Raw genomic sequence first — 17,244 nt, forward strand, 5'->3', positions numbered from 1 at the left:
AACATCATGAAGATTATTCTGGCACCGATGGAAGGTGTGGTCGATGCGCTGATGCGCGATATGTTAACCCGTATTGGCGGTTACGATTTATGCATTACCGAATTTATCCGCGTGGTCGACCAAAAGCTGCCAGAGCGTGTGTTTACCCGCTTTTGTCCTGAATTATTAACCGGTGGCAAAACCTATGCCGGCACCCCGGTGCGGATACAGCTGTTGGGGCAAGACCCACACTGGCTGGCAGAAAACGCCGTGCGCGCGGTTGAATTGGGCTCACCGGGTGTGGATTTAAACTTTGGCTGCCCGGCAAAAACGGTCAATAAAAGCCGCGGCGGTGCTGTGCTGCTTAAAGAAACCAACCAGTTATACCAGATTGTCAAAGCCGTGCGTGATGCAGTACCGCCGCAGTATCCGGTAAGTGCTAAAATCCGCCTCGGCTATGACGACACCTCACTGACACTGGACAATGCCGCTGCCATAGCCGCTGCCGGCGCCAGCATGCTTACCGTACATGCCCGCACCAAAAGCGATGGTTACCGCCCGCCAGCCTATTGGCCCTGGATCGCGAAAATCAAGCAGCAGGTGGCAATACCCCTGGTCGCCAATGGTGAGATTTGGAACGCCACTGACGCCAGGTTGTGCCAGCAGCAGTCTGACTGCAACGATATTATGCTTGGCCGCGGTGCATTGGCGCTGCCTAACCTGGCGCAAAGCATTCGCCGTGATGAACCGGCAATGCCTTGGGCACAAGTGCTGCAGTTGTTAATGCACTACTCTGAATTTGAAATGTGCGGCGATAAAAGCCAGTACTACTGCAACCGCATTAAACAGTGGTTTAGTTATTTAAAACTGCAATACCCACAGGCTGCTGCATTATTTAGCCAACTTAGAGTGCTGAGAAAAAGCAGCGAGATCCTGGCTGCCCTGCAGCAGGCGCTGCACCTTGCTGCAGACGATACAACAGGTTAGACCAGTATAAATTGGCGAAATGTTAGCCATCATTCGCAGCAATCCAAAAAGCCGCTAAATAAAGACTATACTCCTCAAACAGTTAGTTTAAGGAGAACACGTTATGCCGATAAAAATAGCCGTGCTAATGGAAAGCCGGCCTGGCGAAAAGCGGGTGGCACTGGTGCCGGCCGTCGCCGAAAAATTGAGTAAACTCGGTTGCAGCGTCAGTATGCTTAGCGGTGCAGGTTTGGCTAGCAAACTGCCCGACAATGCCTACAACGGCGTTGAGATTGCAGGCACTGAGCAGCATTTGTTAGCAGACGCCGATATCGTGCTGGCAGTACAAGCGCCCAAAGCCAGCGAGATTGCGCTATTAAAACCCGCGAGCATTCTGCTTAGCTTTATCTACCCGCATAAAGAGCCTGAATTAACCCGTCTGCTGTGTGAGAAAAACATCACCTGCTTTGCCATGGAACAAGTACCGCGCATCAGCCGCGCCCAGGCGATGGATGCGCTATCATCTCAAGCTGCGCTGGCCGGTTATTACGCCGCGCTTATGGGCGCCACGACGCTGTCACGTATTTTGCCAATGATGACCACCGCAGTCGGCTCTATCCGCCCCGCCCGCTGCCTGGTAATGGGTTTGGGCGTAGCAGGCTTGCAAGCGCTTGCTACCGCACGACGTTTAGGGGCTATTACCGAAGGCTATGACGTAAGGCCAGAAACCAAAGAGCAGGCCGAGTCGTTAGGCGCAAAATTTGTCGATACCGGCGTCGATGCCCGAGGCGAAGGCGGTTATGCCCGCGAGCTGACAGCGCAAGAAAAAGATAAAATTGCCAGTGTGGTAACACGGCATATCCAACAGGCTGATATTGTTATCACCACCGCCGCCATCCCCGGCCGGCCCTCACCCAAACTAATTAGCAAACCCCAGGTCGATGGCATGAAGCTGGGTGCAGTGATTATAGATTTAGCCGCCGAGGGCGGGGGTAATTGCGAATACAGCATACCAGGTGAAACCGTTACCCAGGGTCAGGTGACGATTGCTGCACCATTAAATGTGCCGTCAATGCTGGCCGAACACGCCTCAGAGTTATATGCAAAAAACCTGCTGAATTTACTGCAGCTATTTGTTGTTGATGGCGCCATCAACCTGAACTGGGCTGATGAAGTGCTGGCGAAAACCGTACTAACACATAACGGCGAAATAAAACCCGAGGCGGTAAAAACCGCACTGGCAAAACACTAATACCACGTTACTAGACTATTTATTGGGGAGAGTTATGGACTACACCACCACCATCTTAACCGGCTTTGTCGCGCTGTATATTTTTATGCTGGCCGCCTTTACCGGCTTTGAAATTATCGGCCGGGTACCGGCCATTTTGCATACGCCGTTAATGTCCGGCTCTAACTTTATTCACGGTATCGTCGTAGTTGGTGCGCTGTGGGCGCTGCTTAATGCCAGTTCGCTGCCCGAGCAGATTATAGGCTTTCTGGGTGTACTGTTAGGTGCCGGCAATGCCGCCGGCGGCTATGTGGTGACCGAGCGTATGCTGCAGATGTTTAAACCCTCAACCAAAACCCCTAAGGAGTAAGGCATGAACGCAGCGTTACTCATTGATAGCAGCTATTTTCTTGCCGCGTTTTTGTTTATTTACGGTTTAAAGCGTATGTCATCGCCGCTTACCGCTCGCTCTGGCATCGTTGTGGCCGGTTGGGGCATGGTGCTGGCGGTCCTGGCCAGTTTTCTCTATACGCTGGATGTCAACGAGGCTGCCAAACCGCACCTGAATACCAATATCGCGCTGGCACTGATTGCGCTGGCGTTCGGTTTAGGCTGGGCCTGGCGCAGCGGCAAAAAAGTAGCAATGACCGAAATGCCACAAATGGTGGCACTGTATAACGGTATGGGTGGCGGGGCAGCTGCCGCCATTGCCGCCATTGAACTGATTGGCTACAAAACCCATGGCACAGTGTCACTGAGCCTGGCGGTATTGGGCGGGCTAATTGGCGCCATAGCACTGTCAGGCTCGCTTATTGCCTGGGCCAAGTTGGATGGCCGTATTAACGGCACACTGCGCTTTAGTGCGCTGCAGCTGGTAAACGGTAGCTTGTTGTTAGTGCTGCTGAGCATTGGCGCTTACATTATCTGGCACGGTGGCAGCGTTGCCTGGCCGGTGTTTGCAGTGTTTTTTGCACTGGCGCTTATTTACGGCGTAATGATGACCATGCCAATTGGCGGTGCCGATATGCCGGTAGTTATTTCGCTGTATAACGCCTTTACCGGTTTGGCCGTAGGCTTTGAAGGCTATGTGCTGAATAACCCGGCTCTGATGATTGCCGGTATGGTTGTCGGTTCGGCCGGATCCTTGTTAACCTTATTAATGGCCAAGGCCATGAACCGCTCGGTCGCCAATGTACTGTTTTCCAACTTTGGCGCCACCAGCGACGAAGCGGAAGGTGAAATCGCCGGCAGCCAAAAACCGATAGATGCCGGTGATGCCGGTATTAACATGCGTTACGCCAGTAAGGTCATTATCGCCCCAGGCTATGGTTTGGCCGTAGCGCAGGCGCAGCACAAACTGTTTGAGCTGGTAAAGCTGCTACAGGAAGCCGATGTTGAAGTGAAGTTTGCCATTCACCCGGTGGCGGGCCGCATGCCAGGCCATATGAACGTGCTATTGGCCGAGGCCGGTGTGCCGTACGACATTATCTATGATATGGAAGATATTAACGACGAGTTTAAAGACGCCGATGTCGTCATTGTTATTGGCGCCAATGACACGGTAAACCCGGCAGCGCGCACCAACAAAAGCTCGCCAATTTACGGTATGCCGGTGCTAAATGTTGATATGGCAAAACAGGTGTATGTGGTAAAACGCGGCCAGGGTAAAGGCTACTCTGGCGTGGAAAATGCGTTGTTTTATGCCGACAACACCCAGATGGTATACGGCGATGCGCAAAAAGTGATGGTGTCGATGATCCAGGCCATTAAGTCACTCGGTGGCGGCCACTAGGCCGCTCTCACTGCCGTGAACACGGCTGGCAAAGCTGTGCCAGCCGTTATGGCGCCTGTTCGGCACAAGGTATAGGCCAGAACAAGGCGCTATTATTGTGCCAGCACACTCACTTTAGTCGGCGAGGATTTTGCCAGTTCTAACACCTGGTAGTAGTTTAAGCCGTTAATTTTTTTGCCGATAATGAAGTAGTTAATTTCGTCGGTCATGGTAGGGTCTCCAGCTATATCTTTGATACTGGTGACATCTGAAAACTGTATTGCCATTAATGCCATTAAAAACTCAAGCTGCTCTGCCGGTTTTAAGCGCTTTCTAACAGCAGAAACGCCAAGCTGAGTTGATTCAGCGCTGGAACCATCAAATACATAATCGCGTTTTGTGCTGGCGCAACCGGCAACCAGGGTGATAAGCAAAGCCAATAACAGGTGTTTCATTGTATTTCCTTATAATACAAGAATGGGTTATGGCGTAACGGCTAACCCACCGACTTTCGAACTGAAAGGCCGCTAAGAGCGAAAAGCGGACATTACGCCGAATACCTATTCCTTATGAGCGTCATCACTTCATGCAGCATTTTGTCGGTTAGTCGCTTAAGAGATCAACTTGAAGCTCTGCTTTCTATTTTGACTGACTGGATTAATAGGCATGCACACACAAGTATCATACCCAGCCAACCTATTGGTCTAAATGTTTCGTCAAGAATCCAGACTGCTAAAAGTGCAGCAATTAATGGCTCTATTAAAGTGATCAACGTCGCCTTACTTGCATCGATAGACCGAAGCCCATAACCATATAATAAGTAGCCAAAAAACATGGGGATAATAGCCATATAAAGAGCAACAATTACATTTCCGGCTGAAGCGAACAGGTTTTCGCCGGTAACAAATAACGAAGGTAATAGAATGAGTGCTGCAAGACCAAATAACCCAGCCATCGCAGATCTTGAATTGACTCCCGAATTTATCATGGATTTCACTGCCAATGAATAACCTGCATAAGTCAGTCCAGCTACCAAGCCAAGACAAACACCAATTTGCTGTAGGTGAGTATCCATCTCATTGACTTCCCTTGATGTTTTTCCTGAACTCAACAACAAAACACCTCCAGCACCTAACACGAAGCTAACTCCCCATTTCCAAGAGAAAAGTTTTTGGCAAAAAAGACGCTCCAGAATCACTGAAAAAAGCGGTGCACTAGCGATAGATACTACAGTGCCTATAGTAACGCCAGACCAGCGCATAGATGTATAAAATGCTAACGGGTACACCGCTACACATATGCTCCCGGCAACAAGGATAACCGGCATTTTTCGCATTTTTGATAAGTCCTGCACTAAGCTCTTTGCGGCATTAGCACATAAAAAAATGCCGCCTATCCCCATAGCGAAAGCGCCTATTGCTAAAGGGCTTACGTTCAATGCGAAATGAGCTACCGTCCCCGTTGTTCCCCAAAGCAAGCTCGAAAAGACAATTGCCAGAGCGCCGTTAAAACGAGAATTTATTGACATAGCCGCTATCCTTAACTACCAATTAACCAAAGTGGTGAGATGGTACAAGTGTTATCGATTAAACATTTGGCTATAAGGACGTATTTGTTGTCGATTCAGACGGAAGTTATTTCTTAAAATGCGTCGGAGGAACTCCAAAGTATTGAGTGAATTTACGGCTAAATGCGGATAGCTCAGGATAGCCGACCATCTCACCGACCAATTGAACAGTAAAATCCGTATGTCTAAGCAATGCCTGAGCTTTTTCCATACGTAACTTGGTGATATAGCTATTCACAGTCAAATCAGTCTGCTTTTTAAATAGAAATTTAAGCTGTGTGCCGCTGAGGCATGCTACTTTTGCTAGCAGGTTTATCGTTAATGTCTCTTGAAGGTTCTCTTGAATGTAGCGTATAGCGCTTACTATGCGACTATCCAGCTTCGGAAGCAGTTCCTGTTCTGCTAGCAAGAGATAAAATGTTTTGTACATAGATCGCTCTAGTTCAGCATTTAGCTGAAGCTGTAATTGCGCTTCTATAAATGACAGATAGCAGGAAAGCGATTTTGAAATCGTGAAAACAGTACCATCAAAAAAATTAATATTTTCAGGAAGCTCGCTCATATCTGCGACGACAAATAGCGCTTCAGGGTTTGCATTAAAAAGATGTGCTTCATGCTGCCTTACTACTACACATTCACCCGCTGCGACTCTGCCGCTAAAACTTCCGACTTTAATAACTATCACACCACGGAGTGGCAAAACCAATTGGTAATAGTCATGTGAGTGATTGGTGGGCTTAGTGCTATAAGAACGAATAGATAATGCGTCGGGCATAAATCAAAGCACCAATTTAAGATTATCAGGTTAACATGTATGTAGACGGATACTACCAAATAAAATACCCAGGGTTTCTATTTTTGTCTGCTCTTGGCACAAACCTGCCATCCCCTACTTGCTTTTTAACCCCACTGCTGCCAGCTGCTGCAATTGCTCAAGCTGCAGTTCGGTAATACCAAACTGCTTTAATCGCAGGGTTTGCTTAAGTTGCAGGCTTTCTATCCGAAATGTTAGTACTTTGCGGTTGGGGTTTAGCTTGAAGCCGCTGATATTGTGCCAGGGGTAAAACTCGCTGCCGGCGATGCCATCGCTTAGCGTTATGCCATCAAGGCTAGCACTAAAGGTTTTCGGCTGCCTTGCGCCTATAGCAATAGAACAAAACAGTGCTAACACCGGTGCAATTGCCAGCAGCGCCATTAAACGGCCGCTGTGGCGCGGTTCCAGCGCCATTAACGCTGGCAGGTACTTATAGCCAAAAAAGGTGGCGCTTAAGATAATGCCATTAACCAGCAGGATCTTATAAAGCTTGTGTGTGCGGCCGACGGTGGGTTGTTGCAACGTTATTGTCACGTTGAAAAGCCTAACCTGGTTTTATCCATGCCGCAAGCGACGCTGCAGGCTGCCTTGCAGCAACCAGTTCAGGTGTAACTATTGGTGAAGCTGGTAGCTATACTACGCCAAGTTGTTAATTAACGGTAACAAGATTAAAATTGCGGCAAATTAAGCAAAATACAGCGGATATCAGTGCTGATGTTTATCAGGTTTACCAAATTTACGTTAAAAACGCTGGCGGCGCTGCTGGCAAGCCTCGGTGTGCTTTATGCTGTGCTATTGCTAATTAACCTGAATGATCAGGCGCCTTCAGCCGATGCAAACACCTTGCAGCAACTGCAACAGCGGCTTATACCGCAGGTAGAGTCTCCGGTGGCAGACAAGCTGTCACTGCAATAGCTATTGCAGCCATCGCCATAGACAGATATTTCTACGCCCAGTACACTGAGAGCAAAGCGGATACAAAGTAAAAGGTAGCACTGTGAATAAAGAACCCTTGTCTGAACAACAAATTGCACAAATAAAAACCGAATTTGAATTTTTTGATCGCGACGGCAATGGCCGTATAGATTTGCCCGAATTTATTGAGCTATTAACCGTAATGGCGCCGAAAACCAAAGTTAGCCATGTTGAAGAAGGTTTTAAACTTATCGACAGCAATAACAATGGCTACATAGACTTTGCCGAATTTTTAGACTGGTGGCAGGATTGTTGGTGGGAATACTAACCCCCTGGGCAAGCTGTCGCCAGCTAATCAGCAAAACTAATTTTGCCCATGGTAACACCGGGGATCCCTTCGCGGGCATTGCTGAAATTTTGTTTACCGCCAGCGACACATTCATTGGCCAGTATGGCAAATAATACCGCTTCTTTGGCATCAGGGTTTATTGCTAAATCGGCGGTGCTTTTGATTACCACGTCCGGCAATGCAGCCTGAATGTGAGCCATTAATAGTGGGTTATGAATACCGCCGCCACTGGCGTAAATAGTAAATTGATCCCGTGCTGCAGTAATGTGTTGTATCGCCGCGATAATCATATCCGCCGAGAATCGGTTGAGTGTGGCCATTACATCAGCGTGGCTTAAGTGTGTCGTGCCGGAGATTTGCTGCGCGCGCTGCAAGTAAACTAGGTTAAACACTTCCGGTCCGGTGGTTTTTGGGAAATTAAGCGCAAAAAACCCATCTTGCTTTAACGCCAGCAGTAAGTGCTCACTTACAACACCGGCTTTCGCTAATTTGGCATCGGTATCATAATGCTGGCCGATAACATGGCGCTGTATATAGGCATCCATCATGGTATTGCCCGGGCCAATATCGCTGCTGAATACTGCTTCGGCGTCCAGCGTTTGCTCCAGCCAGGTAAAGTTAGCGATACCGCCGATATTGAGCATAATGCGGTTTTCCGTCTTACTGCTAAACAGTAAATAATCGCCATACACTGCTAATGGCGCGCCCTCGCCGCCGGCGGCAATATGTTTCTGACGAAAATCGCTGATAGTGGTAATACCGGTAACGACGGCTAAATGGTCGCCGTCACCCAACTGCAAAGTGGCATTGCCCTCATCTTGCAGTTGATGTTGTCGCTTAGGGCAGTGGTATACCGTTTGGCCATGACTGGCGATAAGATCGATATCGGCGGCAGTTAACTGCCAGGCTGCTAAACACTGGTTAATCATGCGGCCATGCTGCAGTGCGATCCAGGGATTGAGCAAGGTTAGCGCTTGCAGGTCGACCTCGCGTTTGGCAAATACCGCCTTCACCCGCTGCTTGTAGCTATCGTCGTAATCGACAGTCGCAAAATGTAACAACTCCACTTTGGTGTCCAGGCCATCACCGCTCAGCTGACACAGCGCTACGTCCAGGCCATCCAGCGAAGTGCCGCTCATCAGGCCAATAATGCAGCGACTGGGCTTACCAGCTAGGGTATATAAACGCTTAATATGGCTGTGCATAAGGGTATCCTCTTGGCCAGGCGGCCAGAATGAATAATTTATGTGTATAATGCCGGCTAGATTATCAATTAATACGCCGCTTTGCTGCATTATCTGGCAGAATCGGTGACACAAGCAGCTTGCTAACAGGACTTGCTAATGTCTGTACTGGACAAAATTGAAGCGTTGCGGGAGAAATTCCCCCGAGCTGAACAGCAACTGGCAGATTACATTCTGGCTAATCCAGACCATATCCGCGATATGCCATCGCAAATGCTGGCTAAAGCGGTGGGCATCAGCCAGGCCAGTGTGGTGCGCTTTACCCAAAAATTGGGTTATAAAGGCTACCCGGATTTTAAATTTGCTATCAGTGACAGCCTGCATCACCAGGCACCAGCGGTCAGTGGTGACAAACTGCATGGCGAAATTTCTCTGGATGATACCTTTAGCACCATGAGTCAGAAACTACTGGCGAGTAAAATTAACGTACTGCAAAAAACCCATGCTATTAATAGTCAAACCAGCTTTGAGCAGGCGGCAATGTTGCTGCGCAATGCTAAACGCGTATTGCTTTGCGGCAAAGGTGGCTCCGCTCTGGTAGCAAAAGACTTTTCCTATAAGCTGCAAAAACTCGGCACTGCGGCGCTGGCTGAAACCGACACCCATGTGCAATTGGCTAATATTGCCAACTACACTGCTGAAGATGTGCTGGTGGTGTTAAGTGAGTCCGGCGAGACTCCCGACAGCGTGAAAATTACCGAGCAAGCCGCCGCTAATGGTGTGCAAATTATTAGCATCACCTCTTACGGTGCCAATAGCGTCGCTCGGTTGGCGCTGTTAAATTTATACACCGTGGCCGATGAGAGCTCAGCACGGCTATCATCAATACTGGCGCGTAATGCCCAGGAGCTGGTGATCGATACGTTGTTTATTCTACTGACGCAAACCTGCCCACAAGGGCGGAAAAAACTGGCTGCCTCCAACCAAGCTGTCGATACCTTTTTAGCCCGAAAACGCTAAAACAGCAGTACAAGTTGTCATAAAATTTTACAGCATGCCGAGAAACGCTACCCCCTGACCGAAGCAATGACTTGATCTGGCTTAACTTTTAATACTGGCATTTTTATTGCTTGCACTTATTTTAAATAACAATTGTGTACAAATAGCCAGCCAAACAGGTAAAATTGTCGGCGGGGCGCAATCAGCTCATTGGAATTAAGGTTAATACTATGGAAAAGTTACTTATCGCCTGCAGTTTACTTGCACTGAGCGGCGCCAGCCAAGCTGCAACACAAACCTGGGATTTCACTAACGGTTCATCAGCTCACAATATGAACCGTAATATAGTACCTAATAGCATTAACCTTAGCGACAACGACAATAGCATGTCCGTTACCATGACATCCTGGTCTGCGTACAATGATGAAAATATTTACCAAAGCGAGCTGTGGTTAAGTATGTGGGGCACCTTGGTGTTTAACGCCAACGGCGAAGCACATTGGACTGATAACGTTGGCCGCTACGACTTTGTATTACTAGCATTTGATCAAGACGTTGAGCTGGCCGGACTAAACATCACTAACGCCATGACAGGCTCTGACGTGTCTATTGCCGCCTTTAACAGCAACCCGTTTCAAGGTGGTTCTGCAATGAGCCGCTGGCAACAAGTGTCTGACTATGCACTGGCATCGTCCAGCTTCTCAAATGTCGGAACTTCACCACTTAATCAATACTATTCACTTAACAGCGGTGTTAGTGCAGGCCAGGCTACCACTGGTGTTAAAGCTAGTTATTGGTTAGTAGGTGCCTACAACCACTATTTTGGCAGTGGCTTAACAGCTGGCAATGACAACATGAAATTTGGCGGTATTACCACCAAAACGACCAGTACGACACAAGTATCAGCACCTGCCACCCTATCACTGTTCGCGTTGGGCTTAGTTGCTTTTGCCAGCCGCAGACGGCTGAAATAAACAGACAACAATACGAAAGCGCCTTAATGGCGCTTTTTTACTGCAAAACCTCTACCAATTTGCCTGGCACTGCTTGCCAGCTATAACTGAGTGCACAACCGAAAATTAACATCTGCTAATATAAAAACCAAAAGCTTGATCCAGCGCATAAGCCTCTGGAACAGCTGCTTGTATAGTGCGCTGGCAGTACTACTTTTTAGGTACTGCTTAACCCTAACCTGCGCAGCGGAGCTTAGTGATGGATATAGTTGACCTGTCCCGGTTTCAGTTTGCCTTTACGGCAATGATCCACTTTTTGTTTGTCCCTCTTACCTTAGGCATGGCGTTTATATTAGCGATAATGGAGTCGGTGTATGTGATGACCGGCAAAACCATTTACCGCGATATGACCAAATTTTGGGGTAAATTATTTGGCATTAACTTTGCGCTTGGCGTTACCACCGGTATTGCGATGGAGTTTCAGTTTGGCACCAACTGGGCTTACTACTCTCATTATGTCGGCGATATTTTCGGTGCGCCGCTGGCAATAGAAGCTTTAATGGCCTTCTTTCTCGAGTCTACCCTGGTCGGTCTGTTCTTTTTTGGCTGGGATAGGTTAAGTAAAGAAAAACACCTGGCGGTAACCTGGCTAATGGCGCTGGGTACTAATTTGTCAGCTCTGTGGATCTTAATCGCCAATGGCTGGATGCAGCATCCGATAGGCTCAGAATTTAATATCGACACCATGCGTATGGAGCTGGCCAGCTTTAGCGAGGTGGTGTTTAACCCGGTAGCTCAGGTCAAGTTTGTACATACGGTATCGGCCGGCTATGTTACCGGCGCTATCTTTGTACTGGCCATTTCCAGCTGGTATCTACTCAAAGGCCGTGATTTAGCCTTTGCTCGTCGCAGCTTCGCTATTGCATCAGCCTTTGGCCTGGCGAGTGCTTTATCGGTTATCGTGCTGGGCGATGAATCGGGCTATGAGCTCGGTGACGTGCAGAAAGTCAAACTGGCGGCAGTAGAAGCGGAATGGCAAACCCATCCGGCACCTGCGGCATTTACCGTATTTGGCATTCCGAATGAAGAGACCCAAACTACAGACTATGCGCTGAAAATTCCGGCGGTATTAGGGCTAATTGCCACCCGTTCGCTGGATGAACCGGTACCGGGCTTAGCGGAGTTAAAAGCGAAGCACTTAGAGCGTATTATCCGTGGTCAGGAAGCTTATGTGTTAATGCTGCAATATCGTGCCGGTGATAAATCGCCGGCCACCGTTAAGCGCTTTAACGAAGTTAAAGAAGATTTAGGTTATGGCATGCTGCTAACGGCTTATACCGATGATGTCGCCAACGCCACTGCTGAGCATATTGCCCAGGCAGTAGAAGATTCAGTACCACAAGTATGGCCGTTGTTCTGGAGCTTCCGCATTATGGTGGCCTGTGGCTTTGCAATGTTGCTGCTGTTTGCGCTGGCGTTCTGGCATAGCGCCAAACGCACCGTCGATAAACCAAAATGGCTGCTGAAATTTGCCGTGTTTAGCCTGCCACTGCCCTGGATCGCCTGTGAAGCGGGCTGGTTTGTCGCTGAATATGGCCGCCAACCCTGGGCGATAGGTGAAATTTTGCCAACGCATTTGGCGGTATCACAGTTAACCGTCACCGATATCTGGATAAGCTTAATCAGCATCATGGTGTTGTATACCATCTTTGTCATTATCGAAATGTGGCTGATGACCAAATACGCCAAACTTGGCCCGTCATCTTTGCACACCGGTAAGTACGATTTAGAAAGCCCATCTGGGGTGAAGGAGGTCTAACATGGATTACGAAGCACTACGTTTTATCTGGTGGTTGTTAATTGGCGTGTTGCTGATTGGCTTTGTGATTAACGATGGTTTTGATATGGGCGTAGCCGCGCTGTTAAAAGTGCTGGGTAACAGCAACGACGAGCGCCGAGTGATGATTAATGCCATAGCACCACACTGGGACGGTAATCAGGTATGGTTAATTACTGCCGGCGGCGCTTTGTTCGCCGCCTGGCCTACGGTATATGCCGCCTCCTTCAGTGGTTTTTACCTGGCGTTAATGCTTACCCTGTTTGCGCTGTTTTTACGCCCTATCGGCTTTGAATACCGCGCTAAAATAGACACTGAGCAATGGCGCAGCCGCTGGGACTGGGCATTAACGGCAGGCTCTGCGATACCGGCGCTTATCTTCGGTGTGGCTTTTGGCAACCTGTTGCAAGGTGTACCGTTTTACTTTGACGATATACTGCGCCTGCATTACACCGGCAGCTTCTGGGCACTGCTTAACCCGTTTGCGCTTCTGGCCGGGGTACTAAGTTTACTGATGATCGTTAACCATGGTGCAACCTACCTGCAGCTGAAAACCGAAGGTGAGTTAAAAGCCCGCAGTGAAAAGCTATCTGCCATAGTAGCACTGCTTTGTGCCGTATTATTTGTACTGGCTGGTGTCTGGCTGTATGTCGGTGTTGACGGCTATATCGTCAGCAGCGTGATTGATACCAACGGCGCTAACCGTACCACTGAAAAACTGGTTGAGGTGGCCGCTGCCGGCTGGTTTGTTAACTATGGCAAACAGCCAGTGTTATGGTTGGTGCCAGTGCTGGGAGTACTGAGTTTTATTGCCTGCGCCCTGGCCAGCAAAGCAAGGCGTCATATCACGGCTTTTGTCAGCTCATCGCTGGCGATGGCAATGGTTATTCTGGCCACCGGCATCAGCATGTTTCCGTTTGTGATGCCGTCCAGCAGCCATCCGGCACATAGCCTGACAATGTGGGACGCCACGGCCAGCGAAACCACCCTGATGATTATGTTTGTCGTGGCCTGTATTTTTGTACCTATAATACTGGCGTACACCGGCTGGGGTTATTATGTGATGCGCGGACGCTTAAACGAGCAGCATATCCGCGATAACAGCCATTCACTGTACTAGTAAGGAGCCTGATATGTGGTATTTTGCCTGGATTTTAGGCGTGTTACTGGCCTGCTCATTTGGCATTATCAATGCGATGTGGCTGGAGTTAAAAGGCTACGAAGGCGAGGAAACCCACGCTGAGTAAGCCATCGAGCGCGCTGCAGCAGTTAAATCAGCTGCTGCAGCCGGTTAAAACCAAGCTTAATAATGCGCTGCTGCTGGCGATACTGGCAGCGGCGTTGTTTATCCTACAAGCGTATTTGCTGTCGCTGTTATTTGCCGACTGGCTTAGCACAATAGCGACTGACAGCACCACTGACCGGCAACTGTTAGTTAGCCTGCTTCCGCTGTTGGCCCTTTGTCTGCTGGGGCGGCCTGTGCTGCAATATGGCCGTGAGCAACTTAGCGTCAGTGCCAGCCAGCAAGTACGGCTGAAACTGCGCCAGCAAGTATTACAACATATTGCTGACGCCGGCCCGGGTAAAAACCAGTACGGTAGTGATGGCAGTATCAGCACCAAACTGCTGGAACAAGTCGATGCTCTGGATGGCTTTATCAGTCGCTACTATGTGCAGCGTTATCTGGTGCTGGTGATACCACTGTTGCTGGCCATTGCCACGGCCTTTTACAGCCTGTTGGCCGCGGCCATTTTACTTTTGACGGCGCCGCTGGTACCGATGTTCATGATTTTGCTCGGCAATGCTGCCGCCAGCGCCAGCCAGCAACAGTTTACCGAGCAGGCCCGTATGGGTGGCCGTTTTCTTGATTTAGTCCGCGGCTTGCCCACTTTGCGCCAGCTTAACGCGGTTGAGCGCGCTGCCAATTCGGTGGCCAACGCTGCAGAGCGCTATCGTGACAGCAGCATGAAAGTGCTGAAAATGGCGTTTTTGTCCGGCGCCGTGCTGGAGTTTTTCTCGGCGCTGGCCATCGCCTTACTGGCGTTATACCTGGGCTTAGGTTTGCTGGGCATTCTGCCCTGGGCCAAAGGTGATATTGTGGTGCCGTATCAGGGCGCGTTATTTATTCTGCTGCTGGCGCCGGAGTTTTATGCCCCGCTGCGCCAACTCGGCAGCGACTACCATGCCAAAGCCGAGGCAGAAGCGGCGATTGCCGGGTTACAACCGATACTACAGCACCAGGCCTGGCAACATACCGGCAGCCAGAGTTTGGCAATAAATGCTGCACCGGAAATTCGCATTAACCAGCTGCAAATCAGCGGCGAATTTGGCCGGCAACGACTGGCACCAATCAGCCTGCACATTGGCGCCGGTGAACGTATTGCGCTGCAAGGCCCCAGCGGTTGTGGTAAGTCCAGCTTATTGCATGCACTTCTCGGTTTTACGCACTACAGCGGCGACATTTTTATTGGACAACAGTCGCTTAGCGATATCACATTGCAGCAGTGGCAACAACAGCTGGGTTACATGGCACAACAAAGCAGTTTTATTGCTGCCAGTATTGCTGACAATTTGCGTTTAGCCGCCCCTGCTGCCACCGCTGAACAGCTTAGCCGGGTGCTGCAACAGGTAGAATTGTGGCCACTTATTAGCCGTTTGCCCAATGGTATTAATACTATGCTGGGCGAGCGCGGCCTCGGCCTGTCTGGTGGCCAGTTACAGCGGCTGGCGTTAGCACAGCTCTTGCTGCGTGATGCTAATATCTGGCTGTTAGACGAACCGTCGGCCCACCTCGATGGCGCTACCGCCTACCGTTTACACCAACTTATCGGCCAGCTAAGCGTGGGTAAAACCGTGCTACTGGTTAGCCATCAGTTACATGGCCTGGACTGGCTGGATCAGGTTATCCGTTTGCCTGACGGCGTTAGCAGCTTAACCCGGGAAGACATGCATGAACGCGCCTGAACCGATCCGCCTGCGCAGTTTACTAGCTAGCCGCCGCGGGGCTTGGTCGCTGTCGCTGTTACTGGGGTTCATTACCTTGTTGGCGGTAGTCAGCTTGCTGGCACTGTCAGGCTGGTTTATCAGCGCTGCTGCGCTGGCGGGTTTGGTCAGTGTCGGTATCGGCTTTGATTATTTTCGTCCGGCAGCGATTATTCGACTCTGCGCTATTACACGCACCGCCGGCCGCTACGCCGAGCGGCTCAGTTCGCATTATGCCGCGCTGGGGCTATTAAAAGACCTACGAGTAACACGTTTTAATGTTATGGCTCAAAGCAAAAGCCCGACACGCCACTCAGCCGACAGCCTGCAGCGACTGGTCAGTGATATCGATCTGCTGGACCAATTTCCGCTAAAGGTGGTCGCCCCCTGGCTGTGGGCTCTGCTGCTAACAACGCTGGTTATGATGTTCTGGGCATGGTTAGCCCAGCCGTTGTTACTGGCGACGCTGCCGCTGCTGTTGGCGGCATTAGTTGTTCCGCCCACAACCTTGCACCAGGCCTTAGCACTGGCGAAACAGCAAGCTGATACGGCAGCGCTAAGGCGCCAGGCTGCACTGGAGCCGTTAAGTATGCTGACAAATTTACGCTTATGGCAGCGCTGGCAAAGTGCCGTGCAACCATTTCATCGCGCAGACCAGCAGTTACTGGCGCTGCAACAGCGTCAGCAACAATTAATTAGCCGTTCAGTATTGGCGCAACACTGTCTGCTGGCGCTGGCGCTGCTGGCGTTGTTATGGCAAGGCAGCAGTCTGCTGGCGAGTGGCCAGCTTAGTGTTGCCTTATTGCTGGCGGCGCTGCTGGCATTGTGGGCGCTGTATGAGGTATTAACGCCACTGTGTCACAGCTTCGTCGCGTTGGGGTTAAGCATGGCCGCGCGCGACAGGTTAAACCAACTTGGCGACATTACAGTCGCCGACAACGACAAGCCACAACCAACCGGGCCCTATCGGCTGACCGTGGAGCAGCTGTCAGCACGACATCCGGCGGCATTAAGCGGGCCGGACAATATTAGCTTTGCGCTGCAGTCAGGCCAGACACTAGTGATTAACGGTACTTCAGGCGCGGGTAAATCCAGCTTGCTGCAAGCACTGGCTGGCGACCTCCCCTACCAGGGCCAGGTGACATTGAACAATAAACCATTGCAGCACTGGCAATTAAGCCACTGTCTGGGTTATTTGCCGCAACAACCTGACATATTTGATTTAACCCTGGCGCAAAACCTGCGTTTGGGCGCACCGGAGGCCAGCGAGCAAGAGCTATGGCAAGTGCTGGAAGATGTCGCGCTGAAAACCTGGGCCCTAAGCCAGCCACAGCAACTAGATACCTTGATGGGTGAATTCGGTACTGCCGTTTCCGGCGGCCAGGGCCGGCGTATTGCGCTAGCGCGGTTATTACTGACGAAAAGACCGATTTTATTGCTTGACGAACCCTTTGCAGGGCTAGACAGCATTACTACACAGCGGGTGGCCAAAGCGCTACAACAGCGCCAGCAATCTGGCCTATTAATTATTGTCAGCCACCAGCAGTTTCCGCTAGAACACACCATAGAACTGAGATTGCCTGCCGAATAAAAAAACCCCGTACCAAAGGCACGGGGCGTCGTACAAAGACAAAGGACAAGGATAGACGTAGATTGGTGGGGTTAGGTTCCGCTTACAGTTACGGCACCGCTAGGTA

Annotated in this window: 18 protein-coding genes; 13 read left to right on the plus strand and 5 right to left on the minus strand. The window is 50.1% G+C overall.

Going from position 1 to position 17,244, the window contains the following annotated elements; translation table 11 throughout:
• Positions 1-6 precede the first annotated feature (6 nt).
• The 4 genes from dusC to I4W93_RS06665 all read left to right on the plus strand — a co-directional run bounded on the left by dusC (position 7) and on the right by I4W93_RS06665 (position 3,968).
• Entirely contained in the window at positions 7-966 is a 960-nt protein-coding gene (dusC, locus tag I4W93_RS06650) for a tRNA dihydrouridine(16) synthase DusC (RefSeq protein WP_205309453.1), read from the plus strand.
• Between the two features lie 103 nt (positions 967-1,069).
• Positions 1,070-2,197 (plus strand): NAD(P) transhydrogenase subunit alpha, encoded by a 1,128-nt coding sequence (locus tag I4W93_RS06655; protein ID WP_205309454.1) that lies wholly within the window; start codon positions 1,070-1,072, stop codon positions 2,195-2,197.
• Between the two features lie 34 nt (positions 2,198-2,231).
• Entirely contained in the window at positions 2,232-2,546 is a 315-nt protein-coding gene (locus I4W93_RS06660) for an NAD(P) transhydrogenase subunit alpha part 2 (protein WP_205309455.1), read from the plus strand.
• A 3-nt stretch (positions 2,547-2,549) separates the two neighbouring features.
• A complete protein-coding gene (locus I4W93_RS06665) occupies positions 2,550-3,968 on the plus strand; it encodes an NAD(P)(+) transhydrogenase (Re/Si-specific) subunit beta (protein WP_205309456.1) in 1,419 nt (472 codons plus the stop codon).
• A 92-nt stretch (positions 3,969-4,060) separates the two neighbouring features.
• Here the strand turns inward: I4W93_RS06665 and I4W93_RS06670 are convergent, their stop codons facing one another.
• From I4W93_RS06670 to I4W93_RS06685, 4 genes are all read right to left on the minus strand, one after another.
• Positions 4,061-4,402: a DUF6694 family lipoprotein gene (locus I4W93_RS06670; protein ID WP_205309457.1), complete on the minus strand. Its 342-nt coding sequence runs from the start codon at positions 4,400-4,402 to the stop codon at positions 4,061-4,063.
• 164 nt (positions 4,403-4,566) lie between these two features.
• A complete protein-coding gene (locus I4W93_RS06675) occupies positions 4,567-5,475 on the minus strand; it encodes a DMT family transporter (RefSeq protein WP_205309458.1) in 909 nt (302 codons plus the stop codon).
• Positions 5,476-5,581: 106 nt separating this feature from the next.
• Positions 5,582-6,289 (minus strand): AraC family transcriptional regulator, encoded by a 708-nt coding sequence (locus I4W93_RS06680; protein ID WP_205309459.1) that lies wholly within the window; start codon positions 6,287-6,289, stop codon positions 5,582-5,584.
• Positions 6,290-6,403: 114 nt separating this feature from the next.
• Positions 6,404-6,862 carry a hypothetical protein gene (locus I4W93_RS06685; RefSeq protein ID WP_205309460.1) on the minus strand — a complete coding sequence of 153 codons (459 nt, stop codon included), beginning with the start codon at positions 6,860-6,862 and terminating at the stop codon, positions 6,404-6,406.
• A 180-nt stretch (positions 6,863-7,042) separates the two neighbouring features.
• Here I4W93_RS06685 and I4W93_RS06690 point away from each other — a divergent pair, with 180 nt between their 5' ends.
• Together I4W93_RS06690 and I4W93_RS06695 are read left to right on the plus strand one after the other, a co-directional pair.
• Positions 7,043-7,243 (plus strand): hypothetical protein, encoded by a 201-nt coding sequence (locus I4W93_RS06690; RefSeq protein WP_205309461.1) that lies wholly within the window; start codon positions 7,043-7,045, stop codon positions 7,241-7,243.
• Positions 7,244-7,325: 82 nt separating this feature from the next.
• Complete coding sequence (locus tag I4W93_RS06695) at positions 7,326-7,571, plus strand: EF-hand domain-containing protein (protein ID WP_205309462.1); 246 nt, start codon at positions 7,326-7,328, stop codon at positions 7,569-7,571.
• A 23-nt stretch (positions 7,572-7,594) separates the two neighbouring features.
• On the opposite strand, the gene I4W93_RS06700 is transcribed toward I4W93_RS06695, so the two are convergent.
• Positions 7,595-8,797: an anhydro-N-acetylmuramic acid kinase gene (locus I4W93_RS06700; protein ID WP_205309463.1), complete on the minus strand. Its 1,203-nt coding sequence runs from the start codon at positions 8,795-8,797 to the stop codon at positions 7,595-7,597.
• A gap of 138 nt (positions 8,798-8,935) precedes the next feature.
• On the opposite strand from I4W93_RS06700, the gene I4W93_RS06705 reads away from it, so the two are divergent.
• The 7 genes from I4W93_RS06705 (at position 8,936) to I4W93_RS06735 (ending at position 17,138) form a co-directional block, all read left to right on the plus strand.
• Positions 8,936-9,796, plus strand: coding sequence for a MurR/RpiR family transcriptional regulator (locus tag I4W93_RS06705; RefSeq protein ID WP_205309464.1), 861 nt, complete (start codon positions 8,936-8,938; stop codon positions 9,794-9,796).
• A gap of 209 nt (positions 9,797-10,005) precedes the next feature.
• Entirely contained in the window at positions 10,006-10,749 is a 744-nt protein-coding gene (xdp1, locus tag I4W93_RS06710) for an exosortase-dependent surface protein XDP1 (RefSeq protein WP_205309465.1), read from the plus strand.
• 238 nt (positions 10,750-10,987) lie between these two features.
• Positions 10,988-12,547, plus strand: a complete 1,560-nt coding sequence (locus tag I4W93_RS06715; protein WP_224673307.1) for a cytochrome ubiquinol oxidase subunit I — start codon at positions 10,988-10,990, stop codon at positions 12,545-12,547.
• 1 nt (position 12,548) lies between these two features.
• Complete coding sequence (cydB, locus tag I4W93_RS06720) at positions 12,549-13,685, plus strand: cytochrome d ubiquinol oxidase subunit II (protein ID WP_205309467.1); 1,137 nt, start codon at positions 12,549-12,551, stop codon at positions 13,683-13,685.
• A 13-nt stretch (positions 13,686-13,698) separates the two neighbouring features.
• The gene (gene cydX, locus I4W93_RS06725) at positions 13,699-13,812 is read left to right on the plus strand and encodes a cytochrome bd-I oxidase subunit CydX (RefSeq protein WP_205309468.1); all 114 of its coding nucleotides are present in this window, start codon (positions 13,699-13,701) and stop codon (positions 13,810-13,812) included.
• Positions 13,813-13,846: 34 nt separating this feature from the next.
• Positions 13,847-15,529, plus strand: coding sequence for a thiol reductant ABC exporter subunit CydD (gene cydD / locus I4W93_RS06730; protein ID WP_224673345.1), 1,683 nt, complete (start codon positions 13,847-13,849; stop codon positions 15,527-15,529).
• A complete protein-coding gene (locus tag I4W93_RS06735) occupies positions 15,516-17,138 on the plus strand; it encodes an amino acid ABC transporter ATP-binding/permease protein (RefSeq protein WP_205309469.1) in 1,623 nt (540 codons plus the stop codon). The genes cydD and I4W93_RS06735 overlap by 14 nt, the downstream gene beginning before the upstream one ends.
• Positions 17,139-17,244 lie beyond the last annotated feature (106 nt).

Source organism: Rheinheimera maricola (assembly GCF_016918075.2).
In the GTDB taxonomy this organism is placed as follows: Bacteria; Pseudomonadota; Gammaproteobacteria; order Enterobacterales; family Alteromonadaceae; genus Alishewanella; species Alishewanella maricola_A.

Coding starts and splice junctions, on each gene's coding strand:
- dusC (WP_205309453.1), top strand. CDS start 7: ATGAAGATTATTCTGGCACCGATGGAAGGTGTGGTCGATGCGCTGATG.
- I4W93_RS06655 (WP_205309454.1), top strand. CDS start 1,070: ATGCCGATAAAAATAGCCGTGCTAATGGAAAGCCGGCCTGGCGAAAAG.
- I4W93_RS06660 (WP_205309455.1), top strand. CDS start 2,232: ATGGACTACACCACCACCATCTTAACCGGCTTTGTCGCGCTGTATATT.
- I4W93_RS06665 (WP_205309456.1), top strand. CDS start 2,550: ATGAACGCAGCGTTACTCATTGATAGCAGCTATTTTCTTGCCGCGTTT.
- I4W93_RS06670 (WP_205309457.1), bottom strand. CDS start 4,402: ATGAAACACCTGTTATTGGCTTTGCTTATCACCCTGGTTGCCGGTTGC.
- I4W93_RS06675 (WP_205309458.1), bottom strand. CDS start 5,475: ATGTCAATAAATTCTCGTTTTAACGGCGCTCTGGCAATTGTCTTTTCG.
- I4W93_RS06680 (WP_205309459.1), bottom strand. CDS start 6,289: ATGCCCGACGCATTATCTATTCGTTCTTATAGCACTAAGCCCACCAAT.
- I4W93_RS06690 (WP_205309461.1), top strand. CDS start 7,043: ATGTTTATCAGGTTTACCAAATTTACGTTAAAAACGCTGGCGGCGCTG.
- I4W93_RS06700 (WP_205309463.1), bottom strand. CDS start 8,797: ATGCACAGCCATATTAAGCGTTTATATACCCTAGCTGGTAAGCCCAGT.
- I4W93_RS06705 (WP_205309464.1), top strand. CDS start 8,936: ATGTCTGTACTGGACAAAATTGAAGCGTTGCGGGAGAAATTCCCCCGA.
- xdp1 (WP_205309465.1), top strand. CDS start 10,006: ATGGAAAAGTTACTTATCGCCTGCAGTTTACTTGCACTGAGCGGCGCC.
- I4W93_RS06715 (WP_224673307.1), top strand. CDS start 10,988: ATGGATATAGTTGACCTGTCCCGGTTTCAGTTTGCCTTTACGGCAATG.
- cydB (WP_205309467.1), top strand. CDS start 12,549: ATGGATTACGAAGCACTACGTTTTATCTGGTGGTTGTTAATTGGCGTG.
- cydX (WP_205309468.1), top strand. CDS start 13,699: ATGTGGTATTTTGCCTGGATTTTAGGCGTGTTACTGGCCTGCTCATTT.
- I4W93_RS06735 (WP_205309469.1), top strand. CDS start 15,516: ATGAACGCGCCTGAACCGATCCGCCTGCGCAGTTTACTAGCTAGCCGC.